Origin of the sequence: Exiguobacterium sp. s48, from assembly GCF_018617395.1 — a bacterium.
GTDB lineage: Bacteria > Bacillota > Bacilli > Exiguobacteriales > Exiguobacteriaceae > Exiguobacterium.
This window is the reverse complement of the sequence record NZ_JACSKC010000001.1, coordinates 1,020,148-1,034,632: the sequence shown is the minus strand read 5'-3', so window position 1 is coordinate 1,034,632 and position 14,485 is coordinate 1,020,148. Positions and strand designations below refer to the sequence as shown.

Annotated in this window: 18 protein-coding genes; 15 read left to right on the top strand and 3 right to left on the bottom strand. The window is 47.5% G+C overall.

Features of this window, described 5'->3' with window-relative positions:
• Window positions 1-7: 7 nt before the first annotated feature.
• Window positions 8-388, bottom strand: a complete 381-nt coding sequence (locus KNO66_RS05355; protein WP_083600098.1) for a rhodanese-like domain-containing protein — start codon at window positions 386-388, stop codon at window positions 8-10.
• A gap of 162 nt (window positions 389-550) precedes the next feature.
• Here KNO66_RS05355 and mntR point away from each other — a divergent pair, with 162 nt between their 5' ends.
• Entirely contained in the window at window positions 551-979 is a 429-nt protein-coding gene (mntR, locus tag KNO66_RS05350) for a transcriptional regulator MntR (protein ID WP_214741108.1), read from the top strand.
• A 175-nt stretch (window positions 980-1,154) separates the two neighbouring features.
• Window positions 1,155-1,682 (top strand): hypoxanthine phosphoribosyltransferase, encoded by a 528-nt coding sequence (gene hpt, locus KNO66_RS05345; protein WP_214741106.1) that lies wholly within the window; start codon window positions 1,155-1,157, stop codon window positions 1,680-1,682.
• 22 nt (window positions 1,683-1,704) lie between these two features.
• Here hpt and KNO66_RS05340 read toward each other — a convergent pair whose 3' ends face one another.
• Window positions 1,705-2,115 carry an SA1362 family protein gene (locus KNO66_RS05340; RefSeq protein WP_214741104.1) on the bottom strand — a complete coding sequence of 137 codons (411 nt, stop codon included), beginning with the start codon at window positions 2,113-2,115 and terminating at the stop codon, window positions 1,705-1,707.
• A 14-nt stretch (window positions 2,116-2,129) separates the two neighbouring features.
• Entirely contained in the window at window positions 2,130-3,071 is a 942-nt protein-coding gene (locus KNO66_RS05335) for a DUF1385 domain-containing protein (protein WP_214741101.1), read from the bottom strand.
• A 141-nt stretch (window positions 3,072-3,212) separates the two neighbouring features.
• On the opposite strand from KNO66_RS05335, the gene aroQ reads away from it, so the two are divergent.
• The 13 genes from aroQ (at window position 3,213) to ahrC (ending at window position 14,482) form a co-directional block, all read left to right on the top strand.
• Window positions 3,213-3,650: a type II 3-dehydroquinate dehydratase gene (gene aroQ, locus KNO66_RS05330; RefSeq protein ID WP_214741099.1), complete on the top strand. Its 438-nt coding sequence runs from the start codon at window positions 3,213-3,215 to the stop codon at window positions 3,648-3,650.
• Window positions 3,646-4,713: a M24 family metallopeptidase gene (locus KNO66_RS05325; RefSeq protein ID WP_353048563.1), complete on the top strand. Its 1,068-nt coding sequence runs from the start codon at window positions 3,646-3,648 to the stop codon at window positions 4,711-4,713. The genes aroQ and KNO66_RS05325 overlap by 5 nt, the downstream gene beginning before the upstream one ends.
• A gap of 29 nt (window positions 4,714-4,742) precedes the next feature.
• Window positions 4,743-5,309 (top strand): elongation factor P, encoded by a 567-nt coding sequence (gene efp / locus KNO66_RS05320; RefSeq protein WP_214741095.1) that lies wholly within the window; start codon window positions 4,743-4,745, stop codon window positions 5,307-5,309.
• A 117-nt stretch (window positions 5,310-5,426) separates the two neighbouring features.
• Window positions 5,427-5,876: an acetyl-CoA carboxylase biotin carboxyl carrier protein gene (accB, locus tag KNO66_RS05315; protein WP_214741094.1), complete on the top strand. Its 450-nt coding sequence runs from the start codon at window positions 5,427-5,429 to the stop codon at window positions 5,874-5,876.
• A gap of 7 nt (window positions 5,877-5,883) precedes the next feature.
• Window positions 5,884-7,227 (top strand): acetyl-CoA carboxylase biotin carboxylase subunit, encoded by a 1,344-nt coding sequence (gene accC / locus KNO66_RS05310; protein WP_214741093.1) that lies wholly within the window; start codon window positions 5,884-5,886, stop codon window positions 7,225-7,227.
• 112 nt (window positions 7,228-7,339) lie between these two features.
• A complete protein-coding gene (gene nusB / locus KNO66_RS05305; protein WP_012726574.1) occupies window positions 7,340-7,726 on the top strand; it encodes a transcription antitermination factor NusB in 387 nt (128 codons plus the stop codon).
• Window positions 7,727-7,790: 64 nt separating this feature from the next.
• Window positions 7,791-8,627, top strand: a complete 837-nt coding sequence (gene folD / locus KNO66_RS05300; RefSeq protein WP_214741092.1) for a bifunctional methylenetetrahydrofolate dehydrogenase/methenyltetrahydrofolate cyclohydrolase FolD — start codon at window positions 7,791-7,793, stop codon at window positions 8,625-8,627.
• The gene (xseA, locus tag KNO66_RS05295) at window positions 8,620-9,966 is read left to right on the top strand and encodes an exodeoxyribonuclease VII large subunit (protein WP_214741091.1); all 1,347 of its coding nucleotides are present in this window, start codon (window positions 8,620-8,622) and stop codon (window positions 9,964-9,966) included. Before folD ends, xseA begins: the two co-directional genes overlap by 8 nt.
• Entirely contained in the window at window positions 9,941-10,165 is a 225-nt protein-coding gene (gene xseB, locus KNO66_RS05290; RefSeq protein ID WP_214741090.1) for an exodeoxyribonuclease VII small subunit, read from the top strand. The genes xseA and xseB overlap by 26 nt, the downstream gene beginning before the upstream one ends.
• On the top strand, window positions 10,162-11,040 hold the full coding sequence (locus KNO66_RS05285) for a polyprenyl synthetase family protein (RefSeq protein WP_214741089.1): 879 nt from the start codon (window positions 10,162-10,164) through the stop codon (window positions 11,038-11,040). The genes xseB and KNO66_RS05285 overlap by 4 nt, the downstream gene beginning before the upstream one ends.
• A 125-nt stretch (window positions 11,041-11,165) precedes the next feature.
• Window positions 11,166-13,058, top strand: a complete 1,893-nt coding sequence (gene dxs, locus KNO66_RS05280; protein WP_214741088.1) for a 1-deoxy-D-xylulose-5-phosphate synthase — start codon at window positions 11,166-11,168, stop codon at window positions 13,056-13,058.
• 6 nt (window positions 13,059-13,064) lie between these two features.
• Entirely contained in the window at window positions 13,065-13,880 is an 816-nt protein-coding gene (locus KNO66_RS05275; RefSeq protein WP_214741087.1) for a TlyA family RNA methyltransferase, read from the top strand.
• Window positions 13,881-14,032: 152 nt separating this feature from the next.
• Entirely contained in the window at window positions 14,033-14,482 is a 450-nt protein-coding gene (gene ahrC / locus KNO66_RS05270; protein WP_012726567.1) for a transcriptional regulator AhrC/ArgR, read from the top strand.
• Window positions 14,483-14,485: the final 3 nt, after the last annotated feature.

The following is a 14,485-nucleotide window of genomic DNA, read 5'->3' as shown; positions in this document are numbered from 1 at the left end:
CCATTCTTTATGCTTTTTTAATCTTGCCCTTCCAGTTCTTGAAGCCACCTTCAAGCATGTAAATATTGTTATAGCCGTTCTTCATGAGAAGTTTAGCCGCCTGGTTTGAACGTGAACTACCTTGGCAGTATATCAAGATGGGTTGGTCTTTACGCAATTCTTTCATGCGCATTTTCAACTGACCGACCGGGATATTCCGAGCGCCGACGATATGTCCACCTTTATATTCGTTCGGTTCACGCACATCGATCAACTGACCTTTTCGAAGTGAAGCGCGGAATTCTTCTTGTTTCATTTTTTTCAACCCGCGAGCTGGCATGAAACGCCATACGATATAGGCGATCAAGGCAACCCATAGGAGGATGACGAGGATTGTTTCGATTCCCATAGATGTTCTTCCTTTCTCTTTCAAAGTTACCATATCTCATTATAATGAATTTAAGGTCATGAGACAATGATTGACTCAATCAATCCGGGCTTTCCCTTTCGATTTCATGCCAGTTAGGATAAAATAAAAGTGGAAACCGGAACATTAGGGGAGGTCGTGCCCATGCCGACACCGAGTATGGAAGATTATTTAGAACGCATTTACTTATTGATGTCAGAGAAAGGATATGCACGAGTATCTGACATTGCCGAACATTTAGGGGTACATCCTTCCTCTGTCACCAAGATGGTCCAAAAGTTGGATCGTGAAGAATATTTGGTCTACGAAAAATATCGTGGGCTCATGCTGACAAAAAAAGGTCAAAAGATAGGAAAACGATTGGTCGAGCGACATGCGATGCTCGAGTCTTTTTTACGTCTGATCGGTGTAGATGAAGCAGATGTATACGAGGATGTCGAAGGAATCGAGCATCATCTGAGCTCAAATACACTTGACTGTATGACGCAGTTCGTAGAATTTTTTGAGGATAAACCGGAACTCATGGACCAATTTAAAGAATTCCGCGAACAAGAACGAATTACCGAAGAATAAGGTTTGGAAAAACGTCAATCTGAAACGGTTGGCGTTTTATATTTAGTAAATATCCACTTAAAACCGAACATAAAGTTTATTTTATTCTTATAATGTTTATTTTTAGGGTTCGTATATGCTAATATTAATCGTGGATTGAATAATTAGGGGGTGACGGCGAACATTCGCCTAAGTCATGGAGATTCAAATTAAAGGGAAACTATTTGATGAACAACAGATTCAAACGCGTGTGAAAGAATTGGCAGAGGAAATTGAGCACGATGCAATGGGAACACCGATTGTCATCGTCGCTGTATTGAAAGGGTCAATGGTCTTTGCGGCAGATTTGATGCGTTATATGAAAGGTAGCGTCCAATTGGACACTGTAGCGACGTCTTCATACGGGAAAAAGACGGTCTCTAGCGGTAGTGTCCAACTTCGTAAAGACTTAGATCTCGACGTCGAAGGAAAATATGTGGTCATTATCGAGGACATCATCGACACGGGGCAGACATTGAAATTCTTGTGCAAACATATGGAGCTCCATCAACCGAAACAATTGAAAATCTGCACGTTGCTTGATAAACCGGCACGACGTCTTGTTCAGTTGGACGCAGACTATGTCGGATTTGAAATCCCAGATGAGTTTGTCATCGGGTATGGCATTGATTATGCGGAGCAATATCGAAATCTTCCTTACATCGGATATGTAGAGACGAATTAAAAGGAGCGCCGCGGCGCTCCTTTTACATATTCGCTTTCTTTTTCTTCTTGCCTTTTTTCCCCTCGATTACCGTTAAGTGAGGAGGGTTGCTCCGGTGTGTGCTCGAACGTTTAGACAACTTCGTAACGTTTGATCCCGGTTTTTTGTTCTTCTTATTCTTCATGGACGCGGAAGGTCTGACTTGAGGTCCACGGGTACCTTGCATCCGTTTTTTAGAGGCTTGTGCTGTTTTACGATAACGCATATCTTCTGGGGACATACGTCGTCCGATAAAAAAGCGATAGATCACATAAAAGACTAACCCGAATATCCCGATGAACAACAATTGCCGAAACAGGCGACCGGGGTCGGTGGCGAGCATATGTCCTACCCCGATGAAACCAAGGATGAACACGATTGTTGCAGCGGTCGAACCAATTCTTTGTCTGATCATGGTGCTTCCTCCTCTTATCCCTCTCTATGAACGACCGATTCTCCTAACTCTTTCCGCTCCCAAGCTTCAAATGCTTCGATGGCGACTTGAATCTGGTCATCGTTTGGTTCCCGGGTCGTTAATAACTGCAACGACAGTCCAGGTTTCCCGAGAAATGACAGATAGCGATGATCGCGGAAACGGTTAGTAAATTGAAGGACTTCAAATGAGATTCCGATGACAACCGGCAAAAGCGCGATTCGGCTGACGAGTCGCAACCAAAGCGGATCGATTGGCACGATCATATAGACGCCAATTCCAACGAAAACGGTAAATAAGATAAAGCTTGAGCCACAACGATAATGGAGACGTGAGCTCTGGCGAACATGTTCAACCGTAATCGGCAGTCCGGACTCATAACAGTTGATGACCTTGTGCTCAGCACCGTGATATTGAAAGACGCGTTTGATGAGTGGCGTCAAAGAAATAATATAGAGGTAACTGAGTAGCAATACTAATTTTATTCCCCCTTCAAGGAGGTTTTGAATCACATGTCCGGAAAATAGCGGTACGTCTTGGAACATGGCCGCAAGTAATGCTGGCGTCACGTTGAAGATTAATTTTCCGAAGATGTACGAGACGACACCGACGATTGCGATGAAGGCGATCATCCAAATGCTTTGTTTTTGATCATCGTCTGACTGTACATCGTCACTCGGGTCGACATCGTAGCGGTCACTCGCAAAGTTCATGTGAGCGGACCCATTTTTAAGTGATTCATAGAGTGCGACGATTCCTCTAAGGAACGGTACTTTTTTTAAGGATTGGACCCAAGGAACGAGGATTCGTGCTTGCTCAAACGTTTCAATGGTGCCGTCCTTTCGTCGGATGGCAGAGGCGCTTTCGGAACGGCCCTGAAACATGACGCCTTCCACGAGCGCCTGTCCTCCGACGGGGATGGTTGGTTTAGAATTCATTCACTTTCCTCGATTCTTACAGTATTGTACTTGAATTATACCGTGATTCATAAAAAAAACGAAAGGGTAGAAGGCACAATTCACGTTCTTTCGATAAATTTGTTACAATAGATAAGACTTGACGAACGAGGGGGAAGAAGATTGCGGATCTTAGTATTAAATGGGCCGAATTTAAATTTACTTGGCCGTCGTGAGCCTGACGTGTATGGGGACGTTTCATTAAAAGGGTTAGCGGCCGAATTGTTGCTCGTCGCTCCCGAGAATGTTGAACTCATCTTTAAACAGTCAAATCATGAGGGTGAGTTGATTGATGCCCTCCACGATGCGTTTGATTACGAAGGTGTTATCTTGAACGCTGGAGCGTATACGCATACGTCGATTGCGATTCGAGATGCTATATCCGCGATTGCTGCCCCGGTCGTTGAAGTACATATCTCGAATGTGCATGCTCGTGAGACCTTTCGGCACGAATCGAAAATCGCTGGTGTTTGCATCGGTGTGATTGCAGGATTCGGTCTCACCAGCTATACGTTAGCTTTGCATGCACTACTCGAACATTGGAGGAATCGACATGATTGAACGCGTAAACAAACTGCAAGCACAGTTAGAGGCAAACGAGATTGACGCATTGCTCGTCACGAAGCGTGAGAATATCCGTTACTTATCAGGATTTACTGGATCAAGCGGTGTCATCGTCATCACGACAAAATCAGCAAGTTTCATTACGGATTTCCGCTATACGGAACAAGCGAATGATCAAGTGAAAGGATATGACATCATTCAACTCGATACTTCGCTTATTCAATCGGTTGCTGACGTCGTATCACGCGAGTCGGTCGCTCGTCTCGGAATTGAGCAAGACGCGATGACAGTCGGTCAGTTCCGCACCTACGAAAAAGAAGTGGATGCTAAACTCATCGAGACATCAGGAATCGTAGAAAAACTGCGCTTGATTAAGGATGAATCAGAGATTAAGATTATGAAGGAAGCTGCGGCAATCGCTGATGAGGCGTATACCCACATCCAGACGTTTATCCGCCCTGGTCGCACGGAGAGAGAAGTTGCAAATGAACTTGAGATGTTCATGCGCTCAAAAGGTGCAGACTCATCATCATTTGATATGATCGTTGCATCTGGTCTACGATCGGCACTTCCCCACGGTGTGGCGAGCGATAAAGTCATCGAATCAGGTGAACTGGTCACGCTTGATTTTGGAGCGTATTATAAAGGGTACTGCTCTGATATCACGCGTACGCTTGCCGTTGGTCCAATCTCGGATGAATTACGTCGAATCTATGACACGGTACTCCGCGCTCAGCTCGCTGGTGTCGAAGGCACGCGTGCCGGCATAACAGGTATTGAAGCGGATGCGTTGACACGAGACATCATTAAAGATGCTGGGTATGGCGAGTACTTCGGTCATTCAACTGGTCATGGTCTCGGTATGGAAGTGCACGAGGCGCCAGGATTATCATTCCGTTCAGAGACAGTTCTCGAGCCAGGTATGGTCGTGACAATCGAACCGGGAATTTACATCAATGGCGTCGGTGGTTGCCGAATTGAAGACGATGTCGTCATCACAGAAGACGGATGTTACCGTCTGACGCAGTCACCAAAAGAGTTAATCACGATCGAGGCGTAAGTCTCGTCTGAATTTAGGAGGAAATGAATATGGTATCAGTTAACGATTTAAAAACAGGATTGACGGTTAAAACGTCTGACGGTTCGATTTGGCAAGTCATCGAATTCCAACACGTGAAACCAGGTAAAGGCGCGGCCTTCGTCCGTACAAAAATGCGTAACTTGCGTAACGGAGCCATTCAAGAAACGACGTTCCGCGGTGGAGAAAAAATCGAACGCGCTCACATCGAGCGTAAACGTATGCAGTACCTCTACCCAATGGGTGACACGTATGTCTTCATGGACAATGAATCATACGAGCAACTTGAATTGACAAGCGAACAAGTTAAATCAGCGCTTCCATACTTGCTTGAAAACATGGAAGTTAGCATCGCTGACTATAACGGCGAGATTCTCGGAATCGAACTTCCAACAAGCGTTGTCTTGACAATCGTTGAGGCAGATCCTGGCGTCAAAGGCGACACGGCATCAAACGTTAAGAAAAACGCGACAGTAGAAACGGGACATATCATCCAAGTACCACTTTTCATCGAACCAGGTGAAAAAGTAACGGTTGATACACGTACTGGAGAATTCATGGGTCGTTACAACGGTTAATCTTTCAGAGTGTTCATTCGAATGAATGAGCACTCTTTTTTTCTCGTTGCATTCATTGGTCTGACCAGTTATAGTGAAGTAGAGATTAGTACCAGGTATAAACAGGGGGTAAGAAAGATGCAAATCGATCAAATCAAAGAGCTCATTCAACTATTGGACCAGTCTTCTGTCCATGAGATGGAGCTTGAAACATCTGATTTCAAACTGTCACTGAAGAAAGAAACACAATCTGTCATGAGCGCACCGGTCATGCAGGCACAAGCGGTCACACCATCTGCACCTGCTCCTCAGGTTGAAGAGAAAATAGAAGAAGCGACGCAAGAAAAGGCGTCTTATCGTACAATCACATCACCGATGGTCGGGACATTTTATTCGCGTCCTGCTCCGGATAAAGAAGCGTTCGTGAATGTCGGCGACCGTGTGGAGACGGGGCAAATCGTATGTATCTTAGAGGCGATGAAACTGTTTAACGATGTCGAAGCGGAAATTAGTGGCGAAATCGTAGAAATTCTCGTTGCTGACGGCGATCTTGTCGAATTCGGTCAACCGCTATTCAGCGTGAAGTGAGGTCGTTATGAAATTATTAATTGCTAACCGCGGAGAAATCGCGGTTCGAATCATACGTGCAGCAAAGGAACTGAATATCCCGACGGTCGCTGTCTTTTCGGAAGCGGACCGCGAGGCACTTCACGTGCATTTGGCCGATGAAGCGTACTGTATTGGACCGAATCCGTCGAAAGATTCCTATTTGAATATCCCGAATATTTTATCGGTGGCATGTGCAGTAGATGCGACGATGGTGCACCCGGGATACGGCTTTTTAGCTGAAAATGCGGAGTTCGCAGAGATGTGTGAAGCATGTGGGATCCAATTCGTTGGACCTAGTAGTTACGCGATTCGCAAGATGGGAATCAAGGATGAGGCGAAACGAACGATGATTGAGTCCGGCGTTCCAGTCGTTCCAGGTTCGACTGGTGTTGTTACGGATGAAGAAGCCATCGAACTTGCCCGTGAAATGGGTTATCCTGTCATCATCAAAGCGACAGCTGGTGGTGGAGGACGTGGCATCCGTGTCGCTCGAGACGAGAACGAACTCGTTCAAGGGTTGGTCGCGACACGTAAAGAAGCGAAGCAGGCGTTCGGGAATGGTGACGTGTATCTCGAGAAGTTTATCGAGTCGTTCCGTCACGTCGAAGTGCAGGTCCTCGCTGACCAATTCGGCAATGTCATTCACTTAGGTGAACGTGACTGTACGATTCAGCGACGTATGCAAAAACTCGTTGAAGAAGCACCGTCACCTGCGATTGATGAAACAACCCGTAAACTAATGGGCGATGCGGCCGTCAAGGCGGCAAAAGCCATTCAGTACTCGGGAGCGGGGACAATCGAGTTCATTTACGTTCCAGAATCAAACGAGTTCTACTTCATGGAGATGAACACACGGATTCAGGTCGAGCATCCCGTCACTGAAATGATCACGGGATTCGACCTCGTTCAAGCACAACTTGAAGTGGCACTCGGACATCCACTCGCTATTTCACAAGAAGACATTACGTTCTCGGGACATTCGATCGAGTGTCGAATCAACGCGGAGGATCCGTTCATGGACTTCCGTCCGATGGCTGGGAAAATCGATCAATATATCGTTCCGGGCGGCATGGGCGTTCGTGTCGATAGCGGTCTATACGCTGGAGCGATGATCCCACCTTTCTATGACTCGATGGTAGCAAAATTGATTGTTCATGCACCGACTCGTGATGAGGCTATTTTGAAGATGTTACGTGCATTGGATGAGTTTACGGTTTCTGGTATTAAAACGACGATTCCGTTCCATCAACAAGTCATGGCACATGAGCAGTTCCGCATCGGGACGTTCGATACGAAATTCGTTGAAAAAGAAATGTCATTGGCAAAATAACTCGAACCAGGAAGCCCGAACATTATTTCGGTTTCCTGGTTTTTTGTACTGAATTTATGAGTGCTTTATGCTAAACTATCACAATGAAAGCATGTAAAAGGAGAGTAACTGAATGAAACGTCATGAAGCACGAGAGAAAGCGATTCAAACGCTTTTTCAAATCGAAGTATCAAAACTAGAGGTAGACGAAGCAATCGAGTTCGCATTGGACGGTGAAGAGTCTGATCCGTTTTACGAACAGCTCGTCACAGGAACGCTAGAGCATATCGAGGATATCGATGCGTTGCTCGTCGAGAACTTGAAAAACTGGCGCTTGGATCGCCTCGGAAACGTTGAACGTACGATTCTTCGAATGGCAACGTTCGAATTATTATATGTGGAAACAATTCCAGAGAACGTCACGATTAATGAGGCGGTCGAACTCGCGAAATCGTTCGGAGACGAAGAGGCCGGTAAACTTGTCAATGGCGTACTCGGAAATATCATTAAAGAAGACTAAAAAAATAGAGATAAGACACCAGACCAACTACAGAAAAACCTAAAGACAACGGGGGATGAGAGAGATGGCAGTAGTGATCGACGGGAAACAAGTGGCAGCATCGTATCGAGAAACGTTAAAAGAGCGTGTGGCGGATCTTCGCGCACATGGCATCGTACCGAAATTAAAAGTAGTGTTGATTGGGGATGACCCAGCGAGTCATAGCTATGTACGAGGGAAGGAACGGGCGGCAGAAGAAATCGGAATCGATTCACAAGTCCTCCGTTTTGATGAAACGATTAGCGAGAAGGAATTGCTCGACTTGATTGACATGATGAATGCGGATGAGGAAGTTCACGGGATTCTCGTGCAACTCCCGTTACCGAAACACATCGACGAATCACGAGTCATCATGCGCATCTCTCCTGAAAAGGACGTAGATGGATTCCATCCCGAGAACGTCGGAAAGATGATGCTCGGTTTAGATACCTTACTTCCATGCACGCCTCACGGCATCTTGCACCTTGCAAAAACACAAACTGAGATTGCCGGAAAGCACGTTGTCGTCGTCGGTCGCAGTCAAATTGTTGGAAAACCGGTAGGCATGTTGTTTTTGAATGAATCAGCAACGGTCACATATTGCCACTCGAAAACGAGTGACCTTGGAGAAATGACACGACAAGCTGACATCTTAATTGTCGCAGTTGGGCGTGCACGTCTCGTCACGGCGGATATGGTTAAACCCGGTGCGCTCGTCATCGATGTCGGCGTCAACCGAGTCGAAGGTCGCCTTGTGGGTGACGTAGATTATGAAGCCGTTAAAGAGAAGGCGAGTGCCATCACGCCTGTGCCGGGTGGGGTCGGCCCGATGACCATCACGATGCTCATGCATAATACAGTCGAGGTGGCATCACGTGGCTAACCCACTTCCGGTATCTGAAGTTGTCCGATATGTGAAGCGACAACTCGATGATGATATATTGCTTCGGCAAGTCGCAGTCATCGGTGAAATCTCAAACTTCAAACGCTATTCATCTGGACATTGTTATTTCACGTTGAAAGATGACGCCTCTCGCATGAAAGCCGTCATGTTTTCTCGCGATGCCAAGCAGCTTCAGTTCGAACCGAAAGATGGGATGAAGGTCATCGCCGTCTCGAAGGTGACGATGTATGAGGCGACAGGTGATGTGCAACTATACGTCGAATTGATGCGCCAAGACGGCATCGGTCTGCTGTTTGAACGATATGAGGCGAGAAAACGAGAACTCGAGGAGATGGGTTGGTTCGACGAGAATCGAAAACATCCGCTTCCTAAGTTTCCAGAACGAATCGGGATCGTGACGTCTCCTAAGGGTGCTGCACTGCACGATATCGCGACCACACTTCGTCGTCGTGCTCCGCATGTTGCCATTACGTTCGCCCCTGTTGCTGTACAAGGCGAGATGGCGGCCCCACAAGTCGCGTCTGCCATTCGCTGGATGAACGAACGCACCGATTGTGACGTACTCATTGTCGGTCGTGGGGGAGGTTCTATTGAAGAACTGTGGGCATTTAATGAAGATGTCGTGGTGGAAGCAATCTATGCTTCCACCATTCCTATCATTTCAGCTGTCGGTCACGAAACGGATTTTACGCTGTCCGACTTTGTCGCTGATGTTCGGGCAGCGACTCCGACAGCTGCGGCGGAACTTGCCACAGCGATGATCGAGGCGCAACGAAAAGATATTGAGCGTTTGGACATCCATCTGCACAAAACCATCAAAAACCAACTGGAAGATTCTCGCACCCGTGTCGAACGGATGATCAATAGTTACGGATTGAAATCGCCACGGTATACAATTTCTCAGAAACGGGAACGATTTGCCCAATCGGAAGTCCGCCTTGAGCAAGGGATGAAGCGTCATCTGAACGAAGCGACGCATCAGCTTCGTCAGTTGTCGCAACAGCTCGATGTAAAACGATTCTTAAAGACGTTGTCGCAGCATGGGGAGAAGATTGATCAAACAGTCGATCGACTTCATCGAACAAAGCCATTGGAGCATTCAAAACAACAGTTCGCCCACCAAGTAGGGCGATTGCACGCGGTTAGTCCACTAGCTGTATTATCACGTGGCTATACATTCATTGAACAAGATGGTGTCTATGTACAAAATGTGAAACAATTACGCGACGGTGACATTTCAATCCGTTTTCGAGATGGTCATGCGGTCGCCGAGGTGAAGGAGAGGATTGTCGGTGACGGAAAAAGAACAGACATTTGAAGCGGCGCTTGAGCGCCTCGAACAAATCGTTGCGCAGCTTGAGAGCGGTGATGTTCCATTAGAGGAAGCGATGACTCTTTATGAGGAAGGTGTCCGTTTGTCTGCAATGTGCCAGACAAAACTCTCTGCCGCAGAAAAGAAAATGGATGAAATTTTAGAACTTGACGGTACCCTTCGTGAAAAAGGAGGGTCCGCATGAACCGTACCGATGACTTGAACAAATGGAAGCGAACTGTCGAAGTGACGATGCAGGAACTCATCGAATCAAGTGAGATGCCGAAACGTCTTCGAGATGCAATGTCGTACTCGCTAGAGGCTGGCGGGAAACGCATTCGTCCGGCCCTCGTTTATGCCGTTCTTGAAACGTACGGCGTTCCGGTCGTGCGCGGGCGGGAAGTCGCATCCGCACTCGAGATGGTTCATACATACTCGCTCATACATGATGACTTGCCTGCGATGGATGATGACGATCTTCGTCGTGGTCGTCCGACGAACCATCGGCAGTTCGATGAAGCGACCGCAATCTTGGCAGGGGATGCCCTATTGACAGATGCGTTTCGTATTCTTACTGAAATGCCGATCCCAGCAATTGACATCGTCGAAATCATTCGCATTTTCGGTTTGGCGGCAGGCAGTTCAGGAATGGTCGGTGGTCAGTTAGACGATATGTTGGCTGAAAAACGGTCTGACGTCACGCTCCAAGAGCTCCAATCGATCCATGAGCGTAAGACGGGTGCGCTACTTGTCTATGCACTTGAAGCCGGTGCGATTTTGGCCGGTGCCTCTCGAGAAGATCGGGCGCGCCTCAAACAGTTCGGACGTCATCTTGGAATCGCTTTTCAGATTCAAGACGATATTCTAGACATCATCGGAGATGAGCAAGCCATTGGAAAGCGCGTCGGCTCGGACGAACAGAATGACAAGACAACATATCCGAAACTACTCGGCTTGGATGGAGCGAAGCGCGCTCTGAACGAAGAAGTGGGAGCGGCACAAGATGCCATTGAATCGCTTTCCGTTCCAGCGCCGTTACTTCTTGAGATGTTGTCATTTGTAGTGAAGCGAAATCATTGAACCCCGGTGACACGATGAGCACATCGTGTCACCTTTGTTTTAGGGGAATGTGTGGCATCTGCCGTCACATTCTTGTAAAATGAAAGGTACGAATCAGTAAAATGTGAGGAGAAAGGATGGTCATTATGGACTTGACATCCATTCAAGACCCGTCGTTCCTGAAACGGATGTCTGTATCGGAACTCGAAGCACTCGGTTCAGACATTAGACGATTCTTGATTGAAAAATTGGCAGTAACGGGAGGGCACTTGGCGCCAAACTTAGGAGTAGTGGAGTTGACGCTTGCCTTACACCGTGTATTTGACAGTCCGAAAGACCAACTCGTATGGGACGTCGGTCATCAGGCATACGTTCATAAAATTTTAACAGGACGTACGAGCCAGTTTGATACTCTCCGACAATACAATGGGTTATGTGGTTTCCCAAAACGTTGCGAAAGTGAGCATGACGTGTGGGAAACAGGTCATAGTTCGACATCACTCTCTGCCGCGATGGGGATTGCAATCGCGAATGAGTTGAAAGGTCGTTCGAACGATCGAGCCATTGCCATCATCGGAGATGGTGCGTTGACTGGGGGAATGGCACTCGAAGCATTAAATCACATCGGTGCTGAAAAGCAGAACGTCATCGTCATTCTAAATGACAATGAGATGTCGATTGCACCGAACGTTGGAGCCATGCACAACATGCTCGGCCGTATTCGTGCATCACGTAAGCTGAAACATGCGCGTGAAGAAATGGAATCGCTCATCAAACATATCCCACTCGTTGGGAGCTCGCTTGAACGTAGCGGGGAACGAGTGAAAGATCTGTTGAAGTCTGCCCTCATTCCAGGAACGTTCTTTGAGGAGCTTGGCTTCACTTACTTTGGACCGACAGACGGACACGATTTGAAAGACTTGCTCGAAACGCTTGAGTACGCGAAAAAAATCGACGGTCCGGTTCTCGTTCATGTCATCACGAAAAAAGGGAAAGGTTATCGTCCGGCAGAATTGGACGGTGTCGGAACATGGCACGGCCTTGGACCTTATAAGATTGAATCTGGTGAAGTCATCAAAGGGAAGCCGAAAGGACCAAGCTATTCGAAAGTTGTCGCGGAGACGATCACGAAAGTGGCCGAGTCGGACGAACGGGTGACTCTCATCACACCGGCGATGAGTGTCGGTTCGAAGCTCGATTGCTTTACGAAGAAATTCCCGGAACGTATGTTTGATGTCGGTATCGCTGAACAACATGCGGTCACGCTCGCCGGAGGACAGGCAACACAAGGGTTGAAACCGGTCGTCTCAATCTATTCAACGTTCTTCCAACGGGCATACGATCAACTTGTCCATGACATTTGTCGTCAAAACCTGAACGTCGTGTTCACGATTGACCGCTCTGGTCTTGTTGGAGCAGATGGAGAAACGCATCAAGGGGTGTTCGATATCGCCTTCATGCGTCACGTACCAAACATTCGAATCCTGATGGCGAAAGATGAAGAAGAGTTGCAACAACTCGTTTATTCTGCGCTTCGTTATGATGATGGACCGATTGCGATTCGCTTCCCGCGCGGTGAAGGGATCGGTGTACCGATGAGTGAGACACTTCAAGAAATTTCACTCGATGATTGGGAAGTCGAAGCAGAAGGGACAGATGTTGCCATCTTGACGTTCGGTCCTCAAGTGCAAGACGCTCTCGAAGTCCGTGCACTATTAGAAGGAAAGCTCAGTGTGCGCGTGATCAACTGTCGTACAATCAAACCGCTCGACGATACGATGCTGGCGTCACTGTATGCAGAGGGAATCCCGCTCGTTACATTAGAAGAGGCCGCTCTCGCTGGTGGCTTTGGTAGTAGCGTGCTCGAACATGCGAACGAAACTGGTGCGTACCCGCGTGTTCAACGTCTCGGTATTCCGGATCGATATATCGAGCATGGCGGTGTCAACCAGCTCTTAGAAGAGATTGGACTTCGACCAGCCCAAATGGCGGAATCGATTGAACGGTTCGTCATGGAGACAAATCGACAGAATGTGTGAGGGATTATGGAAAAAAGAACGAAAACTAGATTAGATGTATTGCTCGTCGAACGCGGACTTGCTGAAACGCGAGAAAAGGCGAAGCGGTCTGTCATGGCCGGTCTCGTCTACAGTGGGACAGAACGCTTGGACAAAGCGGGCGATAAAGTATTTGATGATATCCCGCTAGAAGTCAAGGGACAAGTTCTTCCTTATGTTGGACGCGGTGGCTTGAAACTCGAGAAAGCGCTCGACGTGTTCCCGCTCGACGTCAACGGTCGTGTCGGAATCGATATCGGTTCATCGACAGGTGGGTTCACGGATTGTGCGCTTCAAAACGGTGCGACTCAAATGTATGCGGTCGATGTCGGATACAATCAACTCGCCTGGAAACTACGGAGCGATGATCGTGTCGTCGTCATGGAACGGATGAATTTCCGCCATGCGACGGCCGATCAGTTCCCGATCAAACCAGATTTCGCGACGATTGATGTCTCGTTTATCTCGCTTCGGCTGATGGTGCCACCACTGAAACAAATCTTGAAGCAAGACGGTGTCGTCATGGCACTTGTCAAGCCTCAATTTGAGGCAGGTAAAGCCGATGTTGGGAAGAAGGGCATTGTCCGGGACCGTAACGTCCATGAACGAGTGGCGAGCGATATGGTCCGTTACTTCGCATCGGAAGGCTTCTTCGTCGAAGGATTAGACTACTCACCAATCACTGGCGGAGACGGGAACATCGAGTTTCTTCTCTTCGCTCGATATACGGGAGTAGGTGGCGTTGCGCCATCACTGCAAGTCGAAGAGGTCGTAAATGCGGCCCATGCCAAACTGAAGGGATAAGATGTTGCTACAGACCTCGTCGTCTGTAGCTTTTTTTACTTTTCTCTGAGATGGGGAATGGTGGAAATACCACCTGGAATGCTAGACCTTTTTTCGACAATACTTTAGAATGATAATGTGTATGTGAAACGAAAAATGAGGTGTCAGCGCTTATGAACAAAGGACAGCGATTGATTAAAATTCGAGACATCGTGACGAATCGAGAAATCGAGACACAAGATGAGTTGGTGGATGAGCTTCGTCGCTCAGGATATCCAGTCACACAGGCAACCGTGTCTCGGGATATTAAAGAGTTACATCTGGTCAAAGTACCATTGAACGATGGACGGTATAAATATAGCTTGCCTGCGGACCAGCGCTTTAATCCATATGGGAAAATGAAGCGAATCCTTAGTGACAGCTTCGTCTCGGTCGATTCTGCTCAAAATTTGGTCGTCATGAAAGTGCTCCCGGGAAATGCTGATGCAATTGGCGTTTTGATCGATCATTTATCATGGGATGAGTTGATCGGAACGGTTTGTGGAGACGATACGATTTTAATGATTGCACGCGATGAAGAGAAAGCGAAGCAAATCATCGATCGACTACTCGGAATGTTATGAGGT

Coding starts and splice junctions, on each gene's coding strand:
- dxs (WP_214741088.1), top strand. CDS start 11,166: ATGGACTTGACATCCATTCAAGACCCGTCGTTCCTGAAACGGATGTCT.
- ahrC (WP_012726567.1), top strand. CDS start 14,033: ATGAACAAAGGACAGCGATTGATTAAAATTCGAGACATCGTGACGAAT.
- nusB (WP_012726574.1), top strand. CDS start 7,340: ATGAAACGTCATGAAGCACGAGAGAAAGCGATTCAAACGCTTTTTCAA.
- efp (WP_214741095.1), top strand. CDS start 4,743: ATGGTATCAGTTAACGATTTAAAAACAGGATTGACGGTTAAAACGTCT.
- KNO66_RS05275 (WP_214741087.1), top strand. CDS start 13,065: ATGGAAAAAAGAACGAAAACTAGATTAGATGTATTGCTCGTCGAACGC.
- accC (WP_214741093.1), top strand. CDS start 5,884: ATGAAATTATTAATTGCTAACCGCGGAGAAATCGCGGTTCGAATCATA.
- accB (WP_214741094.1), top strand. CDS start 5,427: ATGCAAATCGATCAAATCAAAGAGCTCATTCAACTATTGGACCAGTCT.
- folD (WP_214741092.1), top strand. CDS start 7,791: ATGGCAGTAGTGATCGACGGGAAACAAGTGGCAGCATCGTATCGAGAA.
- KNO66_RS05340 (WP_214741104.1), bottom strand. CDS start 2,115: ATGATCAGACAAAGAATTGGTTCGACCGCTGCAACAATCGTGTTCATC.
- hpt (WP_214741106.1), top strand. CDS start 1,155: ATGGAGATTCAAATTAAAGGGAAACTATTTGATGAACAACAGATTCAA.
- KNO66_RS05335 (WP_214741101.1), bottom strand. CDS start 3,071: ATGAATTCTAAACCAACCATCCCCGTCGGAGGACAGGCGCTCGTGGAA.
- mntR (WP_214741108.1), top strand. CDS start 551: ATGCCGACACCGAGTATGGAAGATTATTTAGAACGCATTTACTTATTG.
- KNO66_RS05355 (WP_083600098.1), bottom strand. CDS start 388: ATGGGAATCGAAACAATCCTCGTCATCCTCCTATGGGTTGCCTTGATC.
- KNO66_RS05285 (WP_214741089.1), top strand. CDS start 10,162: ATGAACCGTACCGATGACTTGAACAAATGGAAGCGAACTGTCGAAGTG.